Source organism: Massilia sp. P1_C10, assembly GCF_056406475.1.
In genome coordinates this window covers 316,742-341,040 of the sequence record NZ_JBFUAC010000005.1, presented here as the reverse complement: position 1 = coordinate 341,040, position 24,299 = coordinate 316,742, and the positions used below count along the sequence as shown (strand labels likewise).

The following is a 24,299-nucleotide window of genomic DNA, read 5'->3' as shown; positions in this document are numbered from 1 at the left end:
TTACGACTCAGCGAGGCCCAACTCGATATTAAAGTTTGACGACGCACTCGCCTTTTCTTCGTACGCTGCATCGATTTCACAAGCGCAGATACAGCCACGCGACGCTCCAGATTTCGACGCCCACGTCTAGCAGGTCGGTGGGCCAGGAATGATCGTCACTCGATCATTTGGCTTGCGCTTTCGGCGCCGGGTCAATGGAAGCCCACTATGCAGGACGTGTCCACCGCAGCGCTGGCTCTAGCGCTGCTCAAAGCGGTACCGAACGGAGCCGCTTCGCACGACACGAAACTGGTCGCGCGTTTTGGTGCCGGCCGGGTTCGGCAGGGTCATCACCATCCAGCGGGTCGGGTCGAACACGAATGGCACGTACAGGATGCGATACCTGCGCTTTCTGTCCTCTCTTGCACTGCCGGCGACTTCAAGTTCTCGGGCCGTTAGTTCGAACTCGCCGCCTGCATCAAGCGCCGACTTGACCTCGTAGAGATATTCGTGGCGGGCGGTCACGACCCTAAAGTCGTAGCCCAATGAGTCGTCGCCTGCAGGGCCGGTACAGAACTTTTCGCGGTTTGAGGACACCCAGCACTCGTCCGACATCTCCTTCGGATGGCGGCGGAAGAGCAGCTTCCACACCAGCCACTCGCTCGCCATGCCCATCGCCGTCCGGGTTGCGTCGGACGGTTGGTTTCGCCAGTTTCCGCCCTTGCCCCCACCGCCACCGCTGGATCCCAACCGCGGTTTGCCTGCTTCCTGCTGCTGAAGCAGACGAGCGACGCGACTGTGGGTGAACCACTCGTCGCTTTGGGCGATAGCCGCGTCCGCGAGGTTCTCGAACTCCAGGATGAACTTAGGGCTCCCGGTGTCCAGCGAGCGTCCGGCAAAAAGGATGCTGCGGCGCGTCACCTCGACCTTCAGCCTGAGTTCGCGAGCCTCTTGCTCCTCGTGTTTCAAGTCCTCCGCCGTTAGGTCAAGGTCATCCAGGGCTTCGGTGGTTGGCATGTTCGCCGGCCACCAGCCGGCGCGCCGCAGTAGTGCCGGCAAGGCGCCCGGCGCAATCCCTTCGAAGTCCAACAGGCCCGCTTGGTCCAATTCGCGCACGAGCTGTTGGGCATCGGCCGCGTCGGTCGGTGGCTGGGTGCCGTTCTTCCGGCACCAAGCGCGTACGAGATTCGTTAGGTCCGCGTGCCGCGACGTCACGTGCTTTCGGTTGGCCGCGGTAACGACTTCCAAGGCCTCGAGTTTGACGGCGGGGTCGTCGATCCCGAGCCTTGCCTCCACCGCTAAATCCGCGTGGGCGACAACACGGGCTTGATCGAGCTGCTCCAGTTGCAGCAGCCACTGCGGATCAAACTTGATAAATTCAAGCGTTCGAAAGATCACGTAGTCGTCGAGCGGCGCATTGGCCTGCCAAACAGGCAGAAAGGCTCGCCTCAGTCGAGCACGTATCAAGGGGGCCGACTCGGCGAGGTATACGCTGAAGAGGCGGCGGAAGTCTGCCTCGTCGTTCATCGGCGGGTAGCCGAGCTCGGCGAGCGTGCGGCCGAAGGCGGAGAAGTCGAGGTCAAGCCGCGCACAGATCGCCCTCTGGTCTTCAGTCTCGGCGACGACCTCGAGCAACCGCTCGACCAACTCCGCTTGAAGTTCATCCACTAGCCAGGCGCGCAGCTGGAGGGCGGGGCCTAACTGGGCATGCCTCTCCCGAAGGCGCTCCGCCGCCTCGATGTCCTTGAAGAAGGCCACCGCCGGCAATACCGCATCAACGCGGCGCTGCACACCCCCCTTCGTCGCGGCGAAGTGCTCACGCACGACGCTGACGTCTCTGCCAATGGCCCTGGCCAGCATGTCCTCGGACGGCCCCGTTGCCCCGCCGACGTAACCGTCGCGCTGCAACCTGCCCAACAGCAGTTCGAGCGTGTTTCTCCGTGACCCGAGCAGCTTCGTGAGCGCCTGCGACGCTTCGAGCAGTAGCGGTAGGTCGATGAGACCGTCAGTCCTCACGAGCAGCGTCGGAATGCGGGCATGTTGTACGGCGTGGACTCGCTCCTTGCCGCGCACCTGTATCTCGCGTCCCGAAATGGTGAGGGCGAATTCGTCGCAGCGTCTGACGCGTATCGCGCGAAGCCGGCGGTCGAGCTCGTCCGTGGGCAGCGTTCGAGTTTCCAGAGGATCGCCAAGGTGCTCGTGCGCCAGGACGGCGACATCGCTGAGCCATGAAAGCTCCCCGGCCACCAGCGGGGGGGCGTCGTGCGACCCCTCGAACGGAGCGCCGTCGACGACTAGCTGCACTTCGCCGGAGTCCGTTAGCCGCGGAGAAAAGCGGCCGGTCGCCTCGAGCAGTTCGCAGATCATAGGGGCATCGGTCTCCCCCACGTCGAGCACTGCTTCCCCTGCGTCGTTCAGGGCGCGGGCGGCGAAGGCCTGAGGCTCGTTTGTTACGTAGATGACTGGCGGGTCCTGCTCGCGCCCATGCAGAAGTTCGAGACTTCCCGCCCGCTCCACTACCAGTTGAAGCGATGCAGGCAGCGCACTGCGAAGCGCTACGACGTCGGTCCACGCGCGGCGGATTTGGTCGCGCAGGTCGCGCCTTTCGGCGGCCGAAAGATCTGGGAGCACCTCAGCGAGCGACGCTAACCGGCAGGGCGCACTAGCCGGGGCAGACCAGTCGCGAAGACCGATCTTAGGGCCGAAGATGATCTGGGGAAGTTCCTCGCGGGTGCCGGGTTCGGACTTAAACCGAGCTACGAAGCGCGGAGGATGCTGGCGTGCCATAGTCGTGGACCAGCTGTCGCAAGGCTGCGCGAAGATGACTTCGTCGGAGCGAGCGCTCGCCGGCCACCGGCCATGTCGTAGGAATACGTACAAGGGCGTCGGAAGAGTGACGGACTCGTGCCCGTGCCACGACCGAATATGAAACTCGAAGTGCCTTTGCCCGTGGGCTTTCAGATATGCGACCAGCAGGTTCGAAAGCGCCTCCTTTGCGGAGTTCGGAAGGCAATCATGCTCGAGCTGGCCCGGCACTCTCCACGCCTCTTCGTGCATGCTGTATTCGGTCTGAGGGTAGTGTAGCTTGTGCGTCGAGCCGTACTTAGTCCAAGTCTTGTCGAACCCTAGATTAGGGTTGCCAGTGTGCAGTAACGGGGTCCAGTAGCCGTTCGGCGTGCCCGCACGACGCAGGTCGGCCGCTATGGGTTCTAGTCCGTCTGCGACTCTGAGAATCTGCAAGAACCGGGTCCAGTCCTCGCGCTTATCTTCCGCGCGCGTGCGCGGCCATTGTGAGAAGGCGATTAGGAGACGGTTGCGCTGCGTCTTGCAGTCCTTGGAAACAGGTGCGGCTTCGTCGAAATACTGCTCGAGCGTTCGTCCGAGGGCGCTCCAAGACGAGGACATGAAGGCATCTTCGGCGCGGATCCACCCGCCCAAGCAAGGCACACACAGATCGGCCTGACGCAGCGCGGTCTCCACTGACTTGTCTCCTGTGGCGATCCACACGCGAAAGGCCCACGTCAGGGCTTCCTGTCGCTGGTGGTCCGTTGCAAACTCCAGCGCCCCCTTAAGGGCCCCCAGCGCTTCGACGGGGTCGTAGTGTCGAAGGAGGCCTGCCTTCTCGAATTTGTTGATGATGTCTTGGGCGACTTCGACATGCGGGTTCAGGAACCGAAATTTGCGCGCAATGGCTGAAGGGGGATTGGGAGGCCCCTGGGTGCGCTTGCCGCGCGTGCCAATCAAACGCGCAAACACGGGGGGGGCGTCGTCCAGTCCGTCCGCAGTTGCGACGAGAAGCTTGTTGTTCTCCCCAAGAAGAACCTTCTTGCCCGCCAACGCGGCCAGGTCGAGCTTCGCCGCGACGAAGATCGAGAGCACGTCATGGTAGAAGTCGCGCCAGGCGGATGCGACGGCCTTTTTCTTCTTCGACGAGAGATACTCCGCCGTCGCCTCGACCCACTCACACAGCAGTTCCTCGTGCAGATCGAGCGGCAAGAGCAGGACGGACGCGAGCGCCCTGATCCGGAAAAGCTGAGCGTCGGACACGCTGGTAAGGATGTGGGCATTGGCGATCGACTCGAGCCGTGACGGTGTCATCTGCCTGGTCCGGACGTCCGGCCATGCGTAGAGCTGCCTTAGCGGCGCCCATTTGACACTTGCGCTAGAAGTAGCAGGCCAAATCGCGGCGTCTGTGATTGGCCGTCCAAGCGCCTTAAACGCTTCGATGATCGTCATCGTCCTTGCCCCCCCCCAAGCGGCCATGTCGACAACTGCGCTAGGTGGTATGGCCAAACCCTCGTCGACGATCGCTAAGCAGGCCTTCGCCGCGGTGTCGGCCGCAACTTCGATTAGCAACTTGTTCAGCGGTAGCTCGGGTTTGATGGTACGCCGGTCGATGTCCGCAAAAAACGGCGCGTCGATGTGGCCGGCCATCGGCGAAATTGCGTGGTCGTCCATCGGAAGAAAATTGTATAGGCGCGGCTCGACTGCCTTATCGAGGCACACGGCGATCGAAACGACAGCGTCGCCTTTCCAGTTGAGCCAGCGCTTAAGTGGTGGCGCCGCCGGAATGCTCTTCGCGACCGCCATGAGCACGGCCTCCTTATTTATCGTCTGTCTGACAAGGAGAAACGCGCTCCCGTCGCTCAGCGTGACGCGTTGCATTCGAATACTCGACGACGCGTCCCGCAAGAGTGGTTCGACTGCGCGGGACAGCGTCGTCTTTTTGACCTCGACCCCTGCTCGAACGACCGAGACCTCCAGCGACGCGAGACGATCGAGAAAGAGCTGGACTGGCGCGGCCGCGCTGGTCAGCGCTGCCACCTGCTTCTCTGCGAGTTCGACCTCGCGCGACGAAGCCAATGGCAGGCAGACAACCGTCGAGTATCCAAGCAAGGCGAGGCGGCGCACTTCGTCCGACTGCTCAAAAACGGCGACGGGGACGAGGTAACGTGGAATGTCGGCGGCGACCTTAGCAGCCACCTCAGGAGAAGCACCAATCTCTTCCAAGAGCTCCCCAATCTCTCCGGTCGATGCGAACCGGAAGCAGTAGCCGTTGAAGTTGGGAGACGGTATTTGACCGCCAGCGGAAAAGATATGGACGTCGTTAGTGAGCGCCTCGACACTTCGAAAGCCAAGGCCCTTGTTTCCGATCCCTTCGCCTATTTCCTTATCGCTCGTTCCGATGTTGCGGATCGCCTCAAAGTTCGAGTGTGTGAAGGGGCGCCCCTTGTTGGCAACGAGCAGTATGCCCGTTTCGTCCTTAGAGACTACCAAGCGGATGGCAACATCGCCCGGCTCGCCGGCGGCGTGCGCGTCGTGCGCGTTCTGCAGTAGCTCGAAAAGAACGCGATCGCCGTACTGCGTTCCGATGATCTCATTCAGGCTCCTCAGGCTTTCGTACACCTTAAGGCTGCGCCGCTGCCCGTCTAAAGCGTGCTCAAGCTGCGAGCGCGTGACGCTATCAATGAGCGCCGCGGCCGCCGTGAACTGCGTCGCAGATGTAAGCATCACATTCTCGGCGTAGCCGTCGTCAATTTGTATCACCGCTTCCTCCATACCTGGCCTCATCGTTTGAACTCGCGGATCAATCGTTAGCGCTTCGCAGCTAGTTTTGCAAGCAGGTAGCTCGCCACAGCGCCCATGATCTCGATCGCGGCCTTGGCCTCGTCGGCCGTCACCGAAGGTAGAAAAGGACGCCCGTGTCCGGTTCCTTGCTTATTGCGCAAGCGGTTGACGGCGATGGCGGAAGTAAACATGCCTCGCTCCATGCCTTTTATTGGCGACTCCCCTTGTTGTTCAGGGATCTCCGGAACCGCCAAGTTCAAGGCCATAAAAGCCATGCCGAGCAACGGATGAAAATGCGCGCCGGCAGGATAGCTTCCGTTAATGGTTTGCAGCACATGCGCCGCAGTCGCCTCCAACAGATCTTTGCCTGTACCCGTTAACAGCGCTGCATCTTGCGAGCCTTTTTGCGCCCGTTCGGCATATGCCCGCAAGGCGGCCGTGAGCTCCGCGCCTCGAAGCGAATCGAGCACTTTCGGGCAGATCGTTCCGTCAACGGATAGCACATAACCTTCCGCGTCGAAAGCGGCTTGTGCGTTCGCGATGGCTTCGGCTCCGACAAAGTTGGGGGAGCTGTCTCGAAAACCGCCACATGCTTTCACCTTCGACAAGATCGAGGCAATCAATGTGGGTCCGCCGGACAGATTTTTTTCGAGCGCCTCATGCAAGATCGCGCGAAGCCTCTTGGCTTTCCCGACAGTTTGCCCTTGACCTTTGGGGTCGAATGCCGCAAGGCCGGCCTGATTGACGTAGAAATCGATATCCGAGTGGGTGGGGTCACGGTATTGGCCGTTCGACTTTGAGTCGTCGATGAGCTGAGCCACGGCCGCGACGATCGTGTCATTGATGGGAAGCGCCATGGCCGTCTCCGTCTTTTTCGTCTACAACTTCGCTATCCAAAGCGCCGGCGTGGTTAACGATATAGCTCGCCCGTTCATACAGTTCGTCGAACGTTATGATTTCAGGCCAGGCCGTGTTGCGGCGGTAGAGCTCGAATGACCTGTACTGCTCCTCGTTTACGCCGTTCGCACCCATGAATTCGTCTAAGCTGCCGATTACCAAGAAAGATCTCGGTTGTACATTGAACGCCGCCTCGCCAGTGGGTGCCCCGAACTTGTCGTATCCCGAATATTTCTCGCCGATGTTTTTGACTGCGGCGTGAACCGTCCCTTGAGCTTGGGCGACGGCTCCGACCAGTTCAGGCGAGGGCGCCCAGCATCCGGCGCGGTACGGAGCCTTCGTCGACGCGAGGAGCTTGGTTGTGTGAATCTTGATCTCGACGAAGCAGAGGCTTGAAATTAAACCGCGGGTCTTCATCAAGGCGTCGGCTCGCTTGCCATGGGACACGATCGAATGCCCCTGCACGGCGGATTCCAGTTTTTGGTCATCCAGCGATGAAAGAAATAAGTAACCCAATCCATAGCCGAAGATCCAGGTGTTCTTTTCGAAGAATTTTTGCCAGAGGCCCTCGTCAGTGCAACCTTTGCGGGTTTTCAGGTTCGAAAAGTAATCTGACTCTTTTAAAAGGCGCTCGAACGTCTCAAGTTGCTTGCGTCGATAAGCGACCGCGACAAGGTCTTTTTTCGTCACCTGTGTGCGCACAGCCTCAGCCAAGGCCTCTGGATACTCGGCGAGGATCTGAACGGCCTGGCGTTCGGACAAGATAAAGCGACGCAACTCTTCGTCTTCGATGTTGACAGGGTGGTCGTGCTTGAAAATATGCTCTTGGATGTGTTTCGCAAATTCCAAAAATGTCGCGATCTCGCGTCCAACGAGGGAAAACCCGTTCTTGTGGGCAGACCCGGTCGCCGCCGTGTAGGCTTGCAGACTCAACACTTTGACGTCGCGGTTGTCCTCAAAAAACTTCGCCGTGACGACGCGCTTCTGGCCTTCTTTGTGCCTAACGACCAGCTCCCCTTTCACCGTGGCGAATTCCGGTTCAGTCGTGGCGGCGAAAGTCTTCGTGGCGATGCGAATCCTTCGCCCGCCGCCATCCAAATCTGGAAGGCTGGGGCTTATATAGGTCTTGTCCGGCCTCTTATTGAAGTCGTAATCACCCTCGTCCATAAGGTCTCCACACGCGTGCGTAAAACGGCGAAATCGAAAAAACTTTAATATATATTAGTTAATTATATGTTTTTAATCTGCTCATGAGTTGCTGCTCCTAAATTTGTTGTTCCGCACTGGACTTCAAGCGTTCCTTGCAGACCTTGGCAAACCATGTCGGCCTCGTAGGGGTATGCGGGAGTGGCAGTCAACTAACCAGGGATTTCACTCTATCCGCGACCTGTCCTGCACTTGGCAAGATTTTGTCTTCAACGTCGAGCTGCATGGCTTACAGTGCGTGTCTGATGAATGGACCCTCACCGCTGGTGTTGACTGTGAGCCGGTCCAGCTGTAGCGTCCGCTCCAAGGCGTTTGAATCCGAAAAGACGTCCTAAGCGGTCGCGGTTGCGACCGTCTGCCTTGGGCAGTCGATAGCAGACGCTCAGTGATAGACTGGTTTCGGCCAATGGCAGGCGTTCGCTTTCGAAGAGCGAGCTTTTGAGCGGATCGATCCAGCATCAGTTAACTGGAAATCGGCCTCCGGTGCTTATTCCTGCCTAAACTGTTTGGGCCTCGGGTCTGCAAACTCGATCTTTCCAGTGTCAGGATTGTAGGCAACGGTAATTGGATTGAAGCCAGGACGTCCTGGAGGTTTTGCGCCAACTTCTTCAAGCACGGATTCTCCCTCATCATAGCATCGCATGACAAAATCCAGGAAAGCACCGGTGGTGGCGGAATAGTTCACGCTATCCGATTTTTTAGGCATTAACAGCTTAATGCGGCTCCCATCCCGCATCTCGACGTAGACCGAAAAGGCCATCGAGAAGGGATCGTCTTTTTCGACCTTGCCAGCCGTGCTCATCAAGATCGGCTCGACCCTCGGAATCTCCATCGTTTTCTTAGTGAGCTCAGCTAATTTACTCTTCAAGATTTGGTAATGCTCCTTACCAATCTCCTTCAAAAAGCCGTCAAAGTACGACTTTCCAATGTACACAAAAGCGGCAGTAAACATCATCCAGGCAACCCCAGCTAAAGGCCCCAGCGGTTGTCGCTCCTCCAGATGTACGGACAAGTGATCGTTCCGCAGTGTTTCTGAGAACTCTTCAAATGCATCTGCAGGAAAGCCAGTCTCGTAAACGATAGCCAAAGACGGTCGCATTTAATCTCCAAATTTAGCGGGATAAGCTCTAATTTTAATAGTATTGAGAGGGGAGGCCCATTTTACGGGCAGTCGTTCAGTCGCAACGACTGCTGTTGTATAGTGGCGTGACTCTTCTACCTGCTGGAGTACCGTAATGGCTGACCCAAAATTCGACGAGATGATGGCCCGTTACATCTCGGATCTGGAAAACGAGTCCCGCAAAAGGCTGGCCGAAGCAGCTGATCTGATGGCGAAGTTTACGGATATCGCTGCATCGAAGGGGGTTATCCTCAACGCCGACTCATTCGAATACATCCAAACAACTGGCATCGTCGCCAAGGCACAGGGCATCGCAAAGACGCTGTTGGGACCAATAAGGGCCGAGCGCGACGGACTGCTGCCATTCGACGAGATTGCGAGCCGATTTTCTCCTGGCCCTGCCGAAGGATTCTTTACCGGTCCCGACTTTATCTTGATGGCCCACCCCTGTTACCGGCGTCGAATGCATCCAATCAACAACTGGGCTCCGCGGTTTATAGACCTGTTCTGGCAGCTCCGAGAGCCCAGCATCGAGCGATACATTGCCCTCGACGAGGACCGGGTCCGAATCGACGTCGACGGGCTTGGCTATTTCGAGGCAGACACTTGGTATGGCGCTCCCTTCGACGAAGACATACGAAATATCAAAAACGGGATCGTCAAGCTGCGCCCGCCTCTGGACCTCGAACTGGGGCATGTCTCTTTCTTCTTCGCCGACGCGTACTGTCTAGACATTAAGTGGAGTGAGTTGGATAGTATCAAGTCGTTTCAGGCCTTAGAAATGAAGACGGAGGACATTAGGATTGAGATTGGGGGGGAACAGTACTTCCCCGCGCGCTATCTGCATGCCGAGTTCGATCTCGTTCGCAACTGTTTCCGACACTTCGACGGTGCGATCCAGCTTTTCACAGAAGAAGAATATTTTCAAAGACGGGATGCCGACTTCAATATGACGATGAAGAACCATGCACACATCAAGGCTAGATCGAGCAAGGTCTTCAAGATCAATGGTCCGTTGAAAACGCAAGACTGGGTTGAGTTGTGCTGCCACTTCTATACTGCTAATCCGCTAACCTTCGAATACTTCAGCGGTGGGTATCCGAAGCACGTAACTGACGTCCTCGAAAAGATCAGGGCTCACGCGTCATGATGATCTGACATACCCAACATCGCTGGTGGGTATGTTTGTGAAAATAGGGCCGGTATGGGCCGTCAGGAGCTAACGGGGCACGCGCGAGTCCATCAAAAACAGTAGGCCACTTCCGCAGGCAACTGGCGGCGAGCTGAACGCAAGTAATGATTTGCATTTCACTTGTTTCAATGGCAGAATCTTGTTGGGCGTGACTCGCCTGGGCTCCAAGCCCAAGTTTTGAGCGGCTTAAACTGGTTCGAATTTATCGCTTGCTTCCGTGTCGCATGATTCTCAACGCAGAAGACGCTAAACGCTCAACGTTTCCCGCGCATTGAGAGACAATCATGGACCAGTTTTCCCGCTGAAGTGGCATTGCGCACTCCCTCCTTTCTACGCATACACCGAAAATCAAGCTAGGCCAGGTGCATCAGCTATTAGCTGCGTGTTTAGGCCATCGAACCTATGCGTCACTCCGCGTTTCGGATCTTGAGATTCTGAATCAGCAGCCGAGCTACGTTCTCTTCGACGCAGGCGCAGGGCTCGCGCGAGCGACAGCCCTCGGGCTTCCCCTGACGGAGACGCAGTGGAGAGAAGTCACCCCGGCACTTAGTCCGAGTGGTATCACACCATTCTGGCTGACGGTCTTGTCGGGCATGGATAGTGCCGCTCGATTAACGTTCGAAGATTCCTTTGATTCCAGGGTTCATGAATCAAACGCGAAATCGGTTTTCCGAATGGCCACCGGGCTACGTCGAGCCACTGTCATTCCAAGGAAGATGAAGTGCCGGATTTCCTGCTATTTGACGTCCATGGTGAAGTCCGCGCTTACAAAGAGGAAACGTCGCTAGCGGTGCACGTTATCGCGGTCGTGGAGTTCCCGAAAGTGGGGCGACGAATGTATGGAGATGGCACTCTCGTGTCTGTTGAACGTCTTGGGAACCCGCGAACCCGTGACTGGGATGAGGACGAATACGATGGTGAGGTCTACTGGATGTCAGAAGAATAGAGACGCTTTAACGCAATCGGCGATGACTCCGACACGAAAACTCCCCACGTCCCTAAACTCTGGCGCCGCTTCACCATCGCAGTCGCCTTTTCCTGGTGAGCCGACTCTTTCGGACGCCGGCGATTCTTCGAAAAGGGGCGATTGCCGACCGTTAGTAAGGGCCGCTTCCGCTGCGAAGCGGTCCTTTGGCCGAGGTTCCTAGTTCGAAAATGGGGATATTGGGCAAACATGGGGCAGGGCGTGGGACAGAGCAGTTTAGGCGTCTATTTTCATAGGAGAGCTCTGCAGTCACCGTCTCCGCCAGATTAACGTTCGCTGATGTACCGCAACGTCCTGAAACCCCCGTCTCTCATAGTGAGAACGGGGGTTTTTTGTTCTCCGGCGTGCTCCTTGGTGCGCATAGAAGATCCGACGATTTTGCGGGTATGCTCCGGAAGGGACTTGCAACTTATACCCTCAAAACCCCCGCCGTACGCCTTTGCCCCTTGCATCGTCCCGCTTCCTTGGCAGGAGGAGATATGCCAAAGCTAGCAAAACCGCTGAGCGGCACGCAGATCAGTCGCGCGTGAAGGCGCGAAACCGCTCAAGTTATACGGAAGACAGGGCTTGTACCTGGAAATCCTTCCGGCTGGATCCTGGTTCTGGCGCTATCGCTACCGGCAGCCCTACGGCAAGGAAACTTCGATCGCGTTCGGCTCGTACCCTGAACTCTTCATGCGGACGCAAGGCGCAAATGCAGGGAGGCGCGCCGCCTAGTGATGGACGGAAGCGATCCTGTTCAGTTCTGCAACCAAGTGCGACGGCAAAGCGCGGAGGCCTCGGGAAATACGTTTCGGCAAGTCGCCACGGAATGGCATGACCTCAAGGCCAATTCCTGGTCGACTGCCGATGCTGACGTTTGTCCGAACCAGCGAACTGATTGAAACGCCATGTGAAAAGATGGCTGCGCAACTTTAGGAATTCGGCGCCGCCCTGTGTGCGGGTTTCGATGGGATGGTAAAGGAAGGGCGGGGCTACTAGTTGGGGTCGTGGCTCACTAGGAGCTAAGTACCGAGGACCCAACGGCGAAACTTGGCCGGGGCGCGGACGCCAACCCCGCTGGCCAGGCGAGAACCATGAAAAATTTCTTATAAAAGACTAATTTCGACAGGTGGTCCGGGAAACGCGGCGATAGCCGAACGTCTCGAACCGGTCAGTTGCTGTCGATCGTGACAGTCTGTGAGTGTTCCGAACGGCACCGCAGGCTAGCGGTTGGTAGCGTCAAATCCAGTCGGAAGTGACCCAATTATTTGAATAAGTTCGGCGGGATTGACCGGTTTCGTCAGGTGGTGGGCGAACCCAGCTTCTAGCGAGGAGGCACGATCTTCCGGCCGACCGTATCCGGTTAAGGCGACGTACGTGCTTTCGCGCGTAGCGGTTAAAGCTCGCAGGCGGCGCGCAAGCTCATACCCGTCCATGTCAGGGAGCCCGATATCGAGAAGCATTAATTGCGGGGCTTCGACAGCTGCCATTGCTAACGCGGAATCGCCGCGTAGCGCGATGCGTACCCGGTGCCCATGGGCTTCGAGGAACAGCGATAACATTTGCGCCGCATCTTCGTTGTCGTCGACGACCATAATGCTCAATGGGTCCCCATTGACATCACCCGGAAGTGATTCGTTGTTCGCCGGATCCTGTTGTCGCCGTGCGCGTGGCAGCGTGACCTCAAATTCACTGCCCATCCCGCGGCCTGCGCTACGCCCTTGCACGGCACCGCCGTGGCGCTCGACCAAGCTGCGCACCAGCGCCAAGCCAAGGCCCAGGCCGCCCTGGCTGCGGTCGGACGAGCGCTCTCCTTGCGTGAACAAGCCAAATACGTGAGGAAGCAAGCTCGAATCGATGCCATTACCATTATCCCGCACCGTCAACACGACTGCTTCCTCATGTAGATCCAGAGTCACGACGATCTCGCCGCCGGGAGAAGTATATTTCGCGGAATTATTTAGCAGATTGGCGACAATTTGTACCAGGCGCGTTTCATCGCCGTAGACTGCTGCGTCGCAATTGGGCAGCTTTAGCGTGAGTCCATGCTTTCGCGCGTCGATCAAGGGACGCGCCTGTTCCAACGCATCATTCACAATGGCGCGCATGTCGTGCAGATCTTGTGACAGAACGACCAAGCCACCGGTAACGCGCGAGACGTCAAGCAGGTCATCGAGCAAGCATGTCATGTGTGAAACGTGCCGGTCGATAATCTCGCAGGTCTGCTGCAGGCGAGCCGGACTTACCGCGCCGATTTTCAGCATCTGGGCCGCCATACCGATGGGCGCAAGTGGATTGCGCAGCTCGTGTGCCAGCATGGCGAGAAATTCGTCCTTGCGCCGGTCGGCTTCCCGCAACTTGCTCTCTGCGATGCTGCGAAATGCAAGCTCGCGTTCGACCCGCTGATAGGCTTCTTGCAGTTCGCGCCGATTGACATCGAGCGCCTTGTTAAGCGCGCCGGCTAGTCGGCTGCTTTCGCGCGCCGCCTCGGCGTGACCATCCGCTGCCAAGACTGATCTTTCTACCGCAAGCTTTGCGCCTAGCGCGGGCAGCAAGGCACGAACCTGACTCAATTCCGCAGGTTCGGCGGCCTCGCCGAGAAATACTATGGCCGCAAGCGCCTGCGCGTCGGTCAAGCCAAACGCATTCGTTTGCGCTCCGTTTTCATCCTGCATGATTCCCCGGGACGTCCCATACAGCGCGCAGTCGCTCAGGAAAGAATTCCATGGAGCGCCTCGGGGCAAGGTCTGGGGCAAGCCTTGCGCGGGCAGGAACAGACCGATTTCATTGTCCTTACCAAATAGCATAATCCGGGCGACCCCAAAGTACGCTGCTAACCTCGCTGCGCCTTCAACACGAGTCTCCGGAGATTGCAACTGCGTGAAAATGGCCACCAGCTCATATGAAATCATCGGGCGCTATTCGGGGATGGCGCAAACGATTGCGGTGCAGTTGTGAAATCCTGAAAACTGGCCTTCGGCACGTGCGATTTGACCGTACGTATTGCAACCTGCGAAATTGTCGGAACCCAAGGCGTCAGCCACGGCTTTCAGCTCCTCGCCAAAAGCGCGGCCCAGACGCAGCCGGGTGGCGGCGCAATCGAACAATAGCGAGCCGGCGTGGCGCCCGCCGTGCAAGCCGTCCAACGCCGCGCGTGACGCCTGGCTGGCCGCTTCGCGCGCCGAGCGCGCGCTGGCAACCATCATGCGCACCGTCGCACCAACAGGCACGGCGGCGGCGCACATTACCGCACCATTCTCATTGAGCGACAGCGGCACTCGCAGCTTGAAGCCGTCGCCCGTATCGATCCCGATCACGTTATGCAGGAAGAACGGCAGCGGGTCTTCTGGATCGAATACTTGGCCTGTTTGCTCGGCGTGCGCGGCAAACACGTCGCTGGCGGCCATGGCGTTCAGGCTAATGATCTGATTGCCGTTCGCTTCGGTCACCCGCAGCGGGGCGCCAGCTGGCTCCCAGCCGTGGCGCACCCCCAGGCCCATCGGGCGCTTCGACAACATTTCGAGCACCACGACGGCGTCGTCGTACGCCGCGGTGCCCATGAAAACGTGCGTTTTCTGGAAACGGGCGTCGTCCGCCGCGCCGCCACCGAAGAGCTGATAGGTTCCGCCCGTGCGCACCGTCAGCTCGTGAATCATTTCGTCGGTATAGCCTGCCAGCGCATCGGTCAGTACGAGCGCGCAGCGGTACGGAAAATCTCTGTGTACGGACCCGGTGAAAACTGGCATGATCTGGTCCACCGCGGCCGCAGGAGCGCCACGAAGACCAGTCCCAAGCACAGCGTTGAACAGGATATCTTCGCTACGGATTGCCATCAAGGAAACCGATGCGTTGTTGTCTTTGCAGCCCGAAAATTCCCCGGCAGAGGAACAGCCGACCAAGATCTTCGGGCTACAGCCTTGCTCGATCGCCTCCAGCAGAGTAACGTAATCGAATTCAGGCGAAGCGAACAGAATGAGGACATCTGGGCTATTGCCGCCGAGTTTAGTCAGAACTTCGCCCGCAAGAAACTTAGCGGCTTCGGATTCGCTACTCAGCGTAGTGTGGCTCACTACCACCTGGTTGATTGACATAAAGGCGCCTATGGTAGGGGGCGAGAACTGTTGGCCCTGAACCATAGATGATCATGGACAAATGCGCAAGTCGTTTCCGTGCGGCAATGGTTGGATATCTAATAATCTTTCACCGCGCACCTTGACAGTCCGCTGCGCGGCGGACACCGAACGATCAACGGCTGGGGACAAATGCGAACGGTTCAGCATTTGTCTGCCAAGCTACATGTCGCGTTCAGCGCGTCGCGGCCGTGCCTATTCCCGAAATTTAATCGGGCGTGACTCGTAGAACTTGTGTGGCGTTGGCTTGCGGAATCATTCTGTGGGATGATTGACAGAAAATCCGGACCGCGCAGGTTGCATCGTCCGTGACGCGGTCCTCGCCGAACCCTTACCTCACCCACAGGAGCGCACTTAATGCAGATTTCCCAGCGCATCGCCAATGCGCGGCCGCTGGCCACTACCGCAATGCATGCACGCGTCGAAGCACTTCGCGAAGCGGGAGAAAAGGTGGTCGATTTTTCCATCGCCATTTCTCACTTTGCCGCGCCTGAATCGGTGCGGCAAGCCGCAGCGGCGCTAGCTATGTCGGAAAATTTGGCATATACGGCCGTTGGAGGCGGCCGGGCGTTGCGAACGCAACTCGCCGCCAAGGTGGCGCGCGAGAACCGAATCGACGCAACTCCGAGCGAAATCATAGTGACGAACGGTGCCAAGCAGGCGCTTTACGAATCGCTCTACGTACTGACCGATCCTGGTGACAAGATAATCATCTTCCGGCCCTACTGGCCGGCCTATGTCGCGACAGCTCAGCTGTTGCAGCTGGATGTCATTCTTGTCGATTTGCCGAAGACACTGAGCGCAGAATTCGTTTCCAGGCTGCCTGCAGCTAAACTTGTCATTCTGAACAATCCCCACAATCCTACTGGCAAAGTGTGGTCGGAAATGGAGCTTGGCGCACTTGGCGAATGGCTGCACACAAACGGTGCCGGGTGCATCGTGGATGAAAGTTACGAGAAGCTGGTGTTTGCCGGAGAGCACAGTAGTTTGGCTGCCTCAATGGACTGGCGGGATTTGGGAATCGTGACTATTTTCTCCGCCTCTCAAAGCTACGCAATGATGGGATGGCGAGCGGGTTTCGCGGTAGCGCCGGAGCGCGTCATCGCGGCGATGGAAGCGCTGCAGGGGCCCATTACCGCGGCGCCTTCGGCGCTTACCCAGGCCGCGCTCGGCGCCGCGTTCGATTCGGCGGAATCGCATGAGCTGGTGACCGACTACCGCGCCAGACGCGACCTCATCGTGTCGATGTTTGCATCGGTATCCTGGGCCGCAGTGATCCCGCCTGATTCAGGACCCTATCTGTGGTGCGACGTGAGCGCCTTGGGGTGCGACACCATCGGGTTTGCGGAAAAACTGTTGAGCGCCTATCGTGTTGCGATCATGCCCGGCGACGCACTTGGCGAACCGGGCTACATTCGGATCGGGTTTATCGCTGACGATATCGGAACACTGCGCCGGGGGATCGAGGCGGTGATTCGATTTGGCGACAGCGTCGCAAACCGGTCGGTCGGAATCGCTGCCAGGTAGGCCGGAAGAATGGGGCGATTTCATTTACTTGGTCTGCGATGGCGACTTCTTTTACTCGTTGCCCTCGCTATAACCCCGCTGATTGCAATGACTATCGCTGTCGGTGTACGGGAGCGCGAACACGCGTTGACTAGCGCCCGGTCGAATCTTCAGCGACTCGCGAACTTGGCCGCGGCGAATGAAGCCCAGTCGATCGAGCAGGCACGGCAGATCTTGCGGGACTTGTCGAGCGTGCCCACGGTTCTCGAAGGTGAACGCGAATGTCATGCCCTGTTGGCCGATATTCTTGCCAAGAATACGGACTACGTCAATTTCGGCGTGATTGCGAGAAACGGCGAGGTAAATTGCTCGGCTGTTGACGCAACCCGCAAAGTCAACCTCGGCGACCGGGCCCACTTTAAGCGTGCTGTTTCGGAACGGCGCTTCATCGCCGGCAATTATGTTTTTGGTCGCGTGGTGCAAAAGCACACAGTCAATCTAACCTATCCAATCATAAAGGATGGCAACGTCCTGGCGGTGATGTTTGCCGCGCTCAATCTGGCCGAGCTCGACAAATTCGTGGACGATATTCGACTTCCGACCGACTCGGTTCTGTGGACGCTGGACGAAGCAGGTACCGTAATTTCCCGCCGTCCCCACTCCGCCGATTGGCTTGGGAAACCAGCGCCTCCTGCCCAGGATCTGGTTGCAAGCACGCGAGCCCAGCCAACGGTGCGAATGGATCCGGACGGCGTGGAACGGCTGTATGCGTCGGCCCCGGTAGGGCCGTCGACACTATCGAACTATCGTGTACTTATTGGCGTACCGGAATCGGGGATTCTTGCCGACGCTCGCCGCGACCAACGGTTTGCGGTACTAGGTTTGCTCACCACACTGGTGCTCGCGGGGCTGGCCGCGTGGTGGGGCGGTGATCTGCTCATCGTCCGGCGCGTGCGTCGGCTTGCAAGCACCGCCAACGACATCGCTTCCGGGGCGCTTTCGACGAGAAGTGGAATTCGATACGGCCACGAAGAGATCGGCGACCTGGCTCGAGCGCTGGATGAGATGGCGCGTTCGCTTGAGGCGAGGCAAGTCGAGCGTGATGACGCGGTGGCGCGACTGGTCGCCGCAGATCAGCGCAAGGACGAATTTCTGGCGATGCTGGCGCACGAGTTGCGAAATCCCCTTGCACCGATCAGCGCGGGTTCGCAAATCTTGCTTCAGACGCAGAATTCCAACCCTCTAGTCACGCGCACTGCAACAATAATTGCCAGGCAAGTCGCGCACATGACCGGGCTTGTTGACGACCTTCTCGACGTATCACGGGTGACGCGCGGCCTGGTTAGTCTGGATAGCCGCGTCGTCGACATGCGTTCCATCGTCAATGACGCGATCGAGCAGGTCAGTCCGCTATTGCGCAAAAAGCGTCAGCAAATATCGGTTGAGTTGCCGGGAAAGCCCGGTTACATCTTGGGTGATCACAAAAGAATGGTTCAGATAGCGACCAACCTGCTCAACAACGCGGCAAAGTACACATCCGACGAAGGTGAAATTCGGGTGGTGCTTCTATTGGAGTCACATCAGGTCGTACTGCGGGTATCGGATGATGGCATCGGAATGGATCCGGAATTGGTCCCGCAGGTATTCGATTTATTCACACAAGCGGAACGGGCATCGGATCGCTCCCAAGGCGGGCTTGGTATCGGACTTGCGCTGGTCAAGAACCTTGTCCAGCTGCACGGCGGCACGGCAAAGGCGGAAAGTCCCGGTCTCGGCCTGGGCAGTACATTTACGGTTGCGCTTCCGAGGGCGCAAGGCCCCAATCCCGCGGCAACGCCCACCCGAATCGATTCCGTTCACCCTTCGTGTAGGCAATGCCTGGTGGTAGACGATAACGTCGATGCGGCGCAGACGCTGGCGCTTTTCCTTGAAGTGTCCGGCCATCAAGCACACGTCGCGCACAGTGGTGCCGCAGCAGTTGCGGCGGCGGAGCGGTGTCGTCCCGATGTCTGTCTCCTCGATATAGGTCTGCCGGATTTCAGTGGTATCGAACTTGTCCGAATGTTGCGGCGTCAGAGCGGGGCGAAGGACGCGATCATGATCGCCGTGACGGGATACGGGCGCAAGGAAGACCGAGAAATAGCGCTTTCGGCTGGATTTGACCATTATTTCGTCAAGCCTTTTGACACGGCTCTGCTTAGCGCAGTCCTTACGAATCTTGTGCCACAGCCTGCGGAAACGCAGCGCACTTCAACGTATCCATAACGCTGCATCGCGGTGTGCGTACAAGAGGTGAGTAAGCAGGCATGCGAAAGGCTAGAGGCTTGGCAGATGTCCGTCCTAGCGCTGCGAGGCCGGCGCCAGACTAGCGGGACGTCGTTTCGAGAGCAAGCGCAACCACCGAAGTATGAAGACCCGGCATGATTACCGAAGTTGAGCAGTACCTGAGGAAATCCACTTTGCCATGTTCAATTCCACTAGCTCATGCGTACACTTGTTCTGCGGCGAGGCTTCACGCGTGCTGACCGTTTGTGGCAGGTGGCGCTTGTGGCCTGCTTTTCCTACTGGGTCGTCGAACGTAAATTGAGCGAGCGCGTGGAGAATCAGCAATACGCATTGGTGTCCAGCACGGCAGCATACATTGACGAAGACCTCGCGTCGAAGAAGGTGCTCTTGGCCTCGGTCGCGGAGGGCGCCGCTCTGGAAAACCACAAAGCGCTGATGGCGTTGCAACATTTGCTCGCGAAATGCCATTTGATGCTCATACCCGTCCCTTTGCGGCACTGGGCGGCGTCCGGCGCCGGGGCATCTACGACAATATGAAGACGGCTGTGGACAAGGGCAACAAAAGCAAGACCGAACCGTCAATGCCCGCTTCGCCGTAATGTGTACCCATTACCTGTTCGATGCCGATTTCCGCAACGCGGCTTCAGGCCGGGAGAAAGGCCTGGTCGAAAGAATGTGCACGACAGGCGCTGGCGCATCTGGATCGAGGCGCAGACCCGCAAGTTCGCGTCCTTCGCGGAACTGAACGCGTTGCTCGGCCAACGTTGCCGGGCTCTGTGGACCGACATGCGTCATCCCGAGTACGCGGAGCTGAGCGTCGCCGACGTCCTGGAGCGGAGCAATAGCAGATGATGCCGATGCCGATTGCCTTTGATGGCTATGTTGAAAAGCCAGCGCGGGTCTCCGGCACCTGCCTGGTGACCGTCAGCCGGAACCGCTATTCGGTGCCGTGCGAGTTGGTATGAAATAACTTTAATGCTCCTTGCTTTCGTAGGCAACCTCCATCGAGCAACCCCGACCCCAGGCGTTGTCAGTCGAAAGTGTTACCTGTTCGAAGGCCCGTGAGGCACCCAAAAAACATAGTAAGAGCGGCGTAGAATTAGATTTGGGGGCACATAGTTATTGCACGGGATATTAAGGGTATGGGTGAGGGCATGTTAAAAAAACGGTATCGGTGGAAGACAGCATTCATGCGGGTTTCAGAAGCTAATAGGAATCCCACCGTCTCCACCAGCATTAAGAAAGAAGCTCCCTCCACGGGAGCTTTTTTTCGCCTCTTTATATACGGAAATCAAAAAACGTGGCCCGCCGGCGTCCTACAGCGTTCGCCAGAATCCCGGCCGCCACGGATACTGCGACAGCAACTTCGGGCCCATCGTAGCGGCCACGGAGCGAGGAGACGCGGCTCCGGGACTGAAATCAATCAGGACCGCTTCTGCTGCGCAATCCACCGATCGATCACCTCTGTCAGCACATCCAGCGGTACCGAGCCGCTGCGCAACACCACATCGTGGAATGCAGGCAGCGAGAACTTCGGCCCCAGCTCGGTCTTCGCCTTCTCGCGCAGCTGCAGGATGCGCAGCATGCCGATCATGTAGGAAGTCGCCTGTCCCGGCACGGAAATGTAACGTTCCACTTCGTGCGAAGTCAGGCCGTAGTCGATCGCCTGCTCGCGCCTCCAGCCTTTGGCGTGCATGCCGGTGTCGACCACCAGCCGCCGCGCGCGAAACAGCTGCAGGTCGAGCGCGCCGAGCAGGCCCGGCACGTCGCCCTCATACCAGCCATTGTCCAGCGCGAGGCGTTCGGCATACAGGCCCCAGCCTTCGCTGTGCGCGCTACCCCCGCTGAAGATGCGGTTGGCGCGGAACTTCGGCAAGCTGGTTTGTTCTTGCTGAATCGCGAGCTGGAAGTGGTGGCCCGGTACCGCCTCGTGATATGCGGTGCCGCGCATTCTTACGATTTCGTACGTCGGCCCGGGCAGCGGCGCCCAGAACACGCCCGGCCGGCTGCCATCCCGCGCCGGCAGCGTGTAGTGCGCCGACGCGGCCTTCTCAGTCAGCGGCGCCTCGCGCCGCACTTCGATCGGCGCGCGTGGCTTGAGATTGAACAGCGTGCTGCTGCGCGCTTCGCCGTCCCTTACGTACTCGGTATATCGGGCCAGCAGCGCCGGCCGCGGGTCTGCATCTCCTTTGGGTTGAAGTGTCGCGTCGAGCTTCGCCAGGCGATCCTTGACCGGGCCGTCGGCGTACCCGAGCGCGCGCAGGTGTTTGTCCATCTCGCCTTCGATGCGCGCCACCTCGCGCAGTCCGATCGCGTGAATTTGCTCCGCGGTGAATGCGGTGCTGGTGAAGTTGGACAGGTCATGGGCGTACGCGGCTACACCATCAGGCAGGTTCGATAAGCCGACCAGGGCGCGGGTGCGCGGGTGGATTTCGGCCATGAAATCCCTCACGCGGCCGTATGCAGGAATGATTTTGTCGTTGACGATCTGGGTCGCGCGCGCAATCGCATTCATGCGCGATTCGGGACTCAGGTCCGATAGCGGTTCGCTGCGTTTCGCAAGCGAGCTCACGAATACGTTGTCCGCAGCCCCGGCCTTAAGGAAGCTGTCGACCTGATCCTGCGCTCGGTCGAGGATGACGCGCGGCGGCAGCAGCTTGCGCACCGCCGCTGCGCGGCCGCGCGCGACCGCTTCATCGATCCGGGTGGCCACCTGGTCCAGGCGCGCCAGGTAGTTGTCGACGTCGGAGGCGTTGCGTATCGGGTGGGTCTGGGTCATGAAACTGACGAGCCCGATATGCACGCCGGTCGTTTGTGCAAACACGAACCTGTGATCCTCGAACTTCGCGCCTTCAATTTTCTTGGCCAGCGACCAGCGCATGGTGCCGGCGGAGATGCGCTGGTCCTCGTCAAGCGGACCAGCCAGATATTTATCCAGCTTCTGCACACCGGCGCGCGCAAGCGCAAGCGTTCGCGCGCGCTGCGCGTCGGTCACCGGCGTGAGCTGCCGGTCCAGTGCATTCTGTTCGGCGCCTGCAAAATACTGGGTTGCCGTTGCCAGTTGGGGCTCCAGGCGTACCCAGTCCTCTGCAAACTTGTCGGCCCACGCGTTGAAAGTGGCATCGGTCTTGACCGCCCGGGCATGCGTCGCAGGCGACGCCAGCGCGGTTTGCGGCAGTGCCGCGGCCAATATCAGCGGCACAAAAAGGGCTGATATTGCGGTACGCGTGGCACGCTGGCGGATTGTATTCATGGACGTCCCTCTGTTGTTGACCCAGCAATTTATCATAGCCAGCGGGACCGATGAGTACTTGAAGCCGGAAAAATGTGCGTGGGGATATATCGCCTGGTCCGGTAACCCGCGGTATAGAGCCAGGCATGGAGCAGCGCGATTCAGGCGTGAATCTTTATTGGGTAGCTGGGGCAAATGCGCGAACTTCGCTTTGAACCACAACAACTCCCGGGCAACGTAGCCCAGACGCGGCGTCACTTGTTCTGCGACGGCTAGCCTTCCGTTCAGTCACTACTTTGCCTTGGCGCGAGCGTGCGAAGCTGGAAGCGGTAATCGGCGTCGAAAAGGAACGTCTCCGAAAAGGTCAGCGACCGTTCGGGCCCGGCGACAAGGTTGCGCGGACTCGGCAAACTTCCCGCGTGGTAGATAGACGCAATCGCGACGGCGGTTGCCTCGTCGTCCCGTGAGCGTTGCGCCGACACCTCGATGGTTCTTCCGCTCTCATCGACCGTGATAGTGAGGACCACCACTGCCGGCAACATGGGTGGCAGCCTGCCGGTGAACGTATTGGCTTTGTTCTTGCGAACCACGTGCTTCGCGGCGTCGCGTTTATAGTCGTCGACGCTGGCGTACCAGATGTTTTGGGCGGCGATGTCGTTGCGCGGAATTGTGCGCGAAGCCATTTGGGCCATGGCGGCCCCGTGCGCCGACACGAACACGATCGCGCCCAGCACGCTGGAAATGACCGCGGTGGCGGGGGTCTTTCGGATGCATGCATCGACTTGCGGAGACGGCTGGTTGAACCAGTGAGCTGAATGAACGGTCGCCATGATTGCCACCTTTTTTATCTAAAATCGATCCGCATGGTTTCGCCACTGCAGCTTATTGCAGTTCACGTCGGTGGCTCACCTACTATCAGCATAGCTTGCCGCTCGCCGGATACTAGTCGGATCACGCGGTCCGTTCGCGCTGGCAAAAGCTGCTGCCGACGGAGAGCGGACCGCCCGCCGGCGGCAGCGCCTGCATGCTATCGATTCGCATTGTTCTTGTACCGAACGTCCTCCATGCATTCCTGCAGGTTCGCATCGGCGTTCTCGACGCAGGCCCGATGCGCCTCTTCGTTCATGCCGTTGCGCGGGGCGTTGCACTCCTTCATCTGCGCGATTACGGAGTTGGTGCAGGCCTGGAAGCTTGGCCGCTCGTTCCTGCCTGTGTTCACTGTTGCGACCGCATACGGATCCGCGGCCCGCGCACGGGCGTGGAGTGCGGCGGGCGCCGGACTTGCGCGGGAAGCGGTGGCGCGGACGTCCTCGCGCGGAGCGTCTCCGCCTGCGCTGGTGCACGCGGCGGCGCCATCGATGAGGGCGCAGACATCGCCGTTGCCGCCGCTTCGAAGCGTGTTGGCGTAGGTGGCATTATTTCCCCGATGCCGCGCCGCGTGCTTCTGCAAAACCTCGGCCGCGGCGCTCACGCCGGACATGAAGGGATAGGGATCGAAGTTCGCTTCCCACGCCGCCTTGTCGCCTCCTTTGTTGGTAAATTTAAGGGTGTACGTGCCGTCATCCAGGTCGACGTAAGTGATCTGAGTGCCTTTGGCCAGTTCCCGCCCGTTCGGTACCGGTGTGCACGTGACCGACGTGGACGACCCGAGATAGCACAGGTTGACGGTGCGGTCGCTCACTGCGAGCCAGCTGGCCGGGGCCGTGTTGATGAAGTCACCCGTCACGATCTGCCGCACCTTGCCGGCTGCGATCGGATGCCTGACGGTTATGCATTCCGCGCCTTCCTCGCAAAATTCAATCGCGCCCCCATCTTTCAGGGCGACGCTGTTTTGCGGCGCGTAATTGCTCGGTGCGCGCGGTTGCCCCGCAGCCGGGGCGGTCGACGCCCACATCGCCGCGATCAGAAAAACCATGCCGTTTGCCCGCGTCACCACATGCCGGGTATTCATAGCGCCTCCCAACGAAGTTTGCTTTGCCGATTTGCGGCCGCCGATACAGCGGCAGCCTCTCCCATTTCAACCGCCGCGCGCTGGGTCTACCAGCCCGGGCGCGCGGACGCCGACGCAAACGGTCGTCGTCGCCTCCCGGAAACGCCTGGGGGCAAATCGGTGCGGCGGGAATGCTCGTGGTGAAGCGAGTCGAGGGATGGGACAGTGGTGCGCCGCGCCAGAAAAGCACGGCAGCTCGACGACGATTGCAATAGGTTCGGTTTCA

General features: G+C 58.9%; 13 protein-coding genes and 3 pseudogenes. 7 read left to right on the top strand and 9 right to left on the bottom strand.

What is annotated here, in order from left to right; translation table 11 throughout:
- Positions 1–237 precede the first annotated feature (237 nt).
- The 4 genes from AC1D02_RS13635 to AC1D02_RS13620 all read right to left on the bottom strand — a co-directional run bounded on the left by AC1D02_RS13635 (position 238) and on the right by AC1D02_RS13620 (position 8,749).
- Complete coding sequence (locus tag AC1D02_RS13635; RefSeq protein WP_477317687.1) at positions 238–5,526, bottom strand: sacsin N-terminal ATP-binding-like domain-containing protein; 5,289 nt, start codon at positions 5,524–5,526, stop codon at positions 238–240.
- Positions 5,527–5,573: 47 nt separating this feature from the next.
- On the bottom strand, positions 5,574–6,404 hold the full coding sequence (locus tag AC1D02_RS13630) for an abortive infection family protein (protein WP_477317685.1): 831 nt from the start codon (positions 6,402–6,404) through the stop codon (positions 5,574–5,576).
- Positions 6,385–7,611: a Shedu immune nuclease family protein gene (locus tag AC1D02_RS13625; RefSeq protein ID WP_477317683.1), complete on the bottom strand. Its 1,227-nt coding sequence runs from the start codon at positions 7,609–7,611 to the stop codon at positions 6,385–6,387. The genes AC1D02_RS13630 and AC1D02_RS13625 overlap by 20 nt, the downstream gene beginning before the upstream one ends.
- 526 nt (positions 7,612–8,137) lie before the next feature.
- Positions 8,138–8,749, bottom strand: a complete 612-nt coding sequence (locus tag AC1D02_RS13620; protein ID WP_477317681.1) for a hypothetical protein — start codon at positions 8,747–8,749, stop codon at positions 8,138–8,140.
- 136 nt (positions 8,750–8,885) lie between these two features.
- On the opposite strand from AC1D02_RS13620, the gene AC1D02_RS13615 reads away from it, so the two are divergent.
- The 3 genes and pseudogenes from AC1D02_RS13615 to AC1D02_RS13605 form a co-directional block, all read left to right on the top strand.
- Entirely contained in the window at positions 8,886–9,920 is a 1,035-nt protein-coding gene (locus AC1D02_RS13615; RefSeq protein WP_477317679.1) for a hypothetical protein, read from the top strand.
- Positions 9,921–11,493: 1,573 nt separating this feature from the next.
- Positions 11,494–11,664: pseudogene (locus AC1D02_RS13610) on the top strand (Arm DNA-binding domain-containing protein); the annotation flags it as partial.
- 298 nt (positions 11,665–11,962) lie between these two features.
- Positions 11,963–12,049 (top strand): annotated as a pseudogene (locus AC1D02_RS13605) (hypothetical protein); the annotation flags it as partial.
- Between the two features lie 103 nt (positions 12,050–12,152).
- Here the strand turns inward: AC1D02_RS13605 and AC1D02_RS13600 are convergent.
- Together AC1D02_RS13600 and AC1D02_RS13595 are read right to left on the bottom strand one after the other, a co-directional pair.
- Positions 12,153–13,841, bottom strand: a complete 1,689-nt coding sequence (locus tag AC1D02_RS13600) for a hybrid sensor histidine kinase/response regulator (protein ID WP_477317677.1) — start codon at positions 13,839–13,841, stop codon at positions 12,153–12,155.
- Positions 13,842–13,847: 6 nt separating this feature from the next.
- Positions 13,848–15,020: an FIST signal transduction protein gene (locus AC1D02_RS13595; protein WP_477317675.1), complete on the bottom strand. Its 1,173-nt coding sequence runs from the start codon at positions 15,018–15,020 to the stop codon at positions 13,848–13,850.
- A 396-nt stretch (positions 15,021–15,416) separates the two neighbouring features.
- On the opposite strand from AC1D02_RS13595, the gene AC1D02_RS13590 reads away from it, so the two are divergent.
- The 4 genes and pseudogenes from AC1D02_RS13590 to AC1D02_RS13575 form a co-directional block, all read left to right on the top strand.
- Positions 15,417–16,586, top strand: coding sequence for a pyridoxal phosphate-dependent aminotransferase (locus AC1D02_RS13590; RefSeq protein ID WP_477317673.1), 1,170 nt, complete (start codon positions 15,417–15,419; stop codon positions 16,584–16,586).
- A gap of 87 nt (positions 16,587–16,673) precedes the next feature.
- Positions 16,674–18,830 (top strand): ATP-binding protein, encoded by a 2,157-nt coding sequence (locus AC1D02_RS13585; RefSeq protein ID WP_477317671.1) that lies wholly within the window; start codon positions 16,674–16,676, stop codon positions 18,828–18,830.
- Between the two features lie 219 nt (positions 18,831–19,049).
- Positions 19,050–19,388 carry a hypothetical protein gene (locus AC1D02_RS13580; protein WP_477317669.1) on the top strand — a complete coding sequence of 113 codons (339 nt, stop codon included), beginning with the start codon at positions 19,050–19,052 and terminating at the stop codon, positions 19,386–19,388.
- A pseudogene (locus AC1D02_RS13575) lies at positions 19,310–19,810 on the top strand (IS21 family transposase); the annotation flags it as partial. The gene AC1D02_RS13580 and the pseudogene AC1D02_RS13575, both read left to right, overlap by 79 nt.
- Before the next feature lie 464 nt (positions 19,811–20,274).
- On the opposite strand, the gene AC1D02_RS13570 reads toward AC1D02_RS13575, so the two are convergent.
- From AC1D02_RS13570 to AC1D02_RS13560, 3 genes are all read right to left on the bottom strand, one after another.
- The gene (locus AC1D02_RS13570) at positions 20,275–22,104 is read right to left on the bottom strand and encodes a DUF885 domain-containing protein (RefSeq protein WP_477317667.1); all 1,830 of its coding nucleotides are present in this window, start codon (positions 22,102–22,104) and stop codon (positions 20,275–20,277) included.
- Positions 22,105–22,367: 263 nt separating this feature from the next.
- Positions 22,368–22,913: a hypothetical protein gene (locus AC1D02_RS13565; protein WP_477317665.1), complete on the bottom strand. Its 546-nt coding sequence runs from the start codon at positions 22,911–22,913 to the stop codon at positions 22,368–22,370.
- A gap of 197 nt (positions 22,914–23,110) precedes the next feature.
- On the bottom strand, positions 23,111–24,034 hold the full coding sequence (locus AC1D02_RS13560; protein WP_477317663.1) for a hypothetical protein: 924 nt from the start codon (positions 24,032–24,034) through the stop codon (positions 23,111–23,113).
- Positions 24,035–24,299 lie beyond the last annotated feature (265 nt).

Excerpts from the sequence above, each read along its gene's own strand:
- AC1D02_RS13630 (WP_477317685.1), bottom strand. The coding sequence starts at position 6,404 with ATGGCGCTTCCCATCAATGACACGATCGTCGCGGCCGTGGCTCAGCTC.
- AC1D02_RS13625 (WP_477317683.1), bottom strand. The coding sequence starts at position 7,611 with ATGGACGAGGGTGATTACGACTTCAATAAGAGGCCGGACAAGACCTAT.
- AC1D02_RS13620 (WP_477317681.1), bottom strand. The coding sequence starts at position 8,749 with ATGCGACCGTCTTTGGCTATCGTTTACGAGACTGGCTTTCCTGCAGAT.
- AC1D02_RS13615 (WP_477317679.1), top strand. The coding sequence starts at position 8,886 with ATGGCTGACCCAAAATTCGACGAGATGATGGCCCGTTACATCTCGGAT.
- AC1D02_RS13600 (WP_477317677.1), bottom strand. The coding sequence starts at position 13,841 with ATGATTTCATATGAGCTGGTGGCCATTTTCACGCAGTTGCAATCTCCG.
- AC1D02_RS13595 (WP_477317675.1), bottom strand. The coding sequence starts at position 15,020 with ATGTCAATCAACCAGGTGGTAGTGAGCCACACTACGCTGAGTAGCGAA.
- AC1D02_RS13590 (WP_477317673.1), top strand. The coding sequence starts at position 15,417 with ATGCAGATTTCCCAGCGCATCGCCAATGCGCGGCCGCTGGCCACTACC.
- AC1D02_RS13585 (WP_477317671.1), top strand. The coding sequence starts at position 16,674 with ATGACTATCGCTGTCGGTGTACGGGAGCGCGAACACGCGTTGACTAGC.
- AC1D02_RS13580 (WP_477317669.1), top strand. The coding sequence starts at position 19,050 with ATGCGTACACTTGTTCTGCGGCGAGGCTTCACGCGTGCTGACCGTTTG.
- AC1D02_RS13570 (WP_477317667.1), bottom strand. The coding sequence starts at position 22,104 with ATGAATACAATCCGCCAGCGTGCCACGCGTACCGCAATATCAGCCCTT.
- AC1D02_RS13565 (WP_477317665.1), bottom strand. The coding sequence starts at position 22,913 with ATGGCGACCGTTCATTCAGCTCACTGGTTCAACCAGCCGTCTCCGCAA.
- AC1D02_RS13560 (WP_477317663.1), bottom strand. The coding sequence starts at position 24,034 with ATGAATACCCGGCATGTGGTGACGCGGGCAAACGGCATGGTTTTTCTG.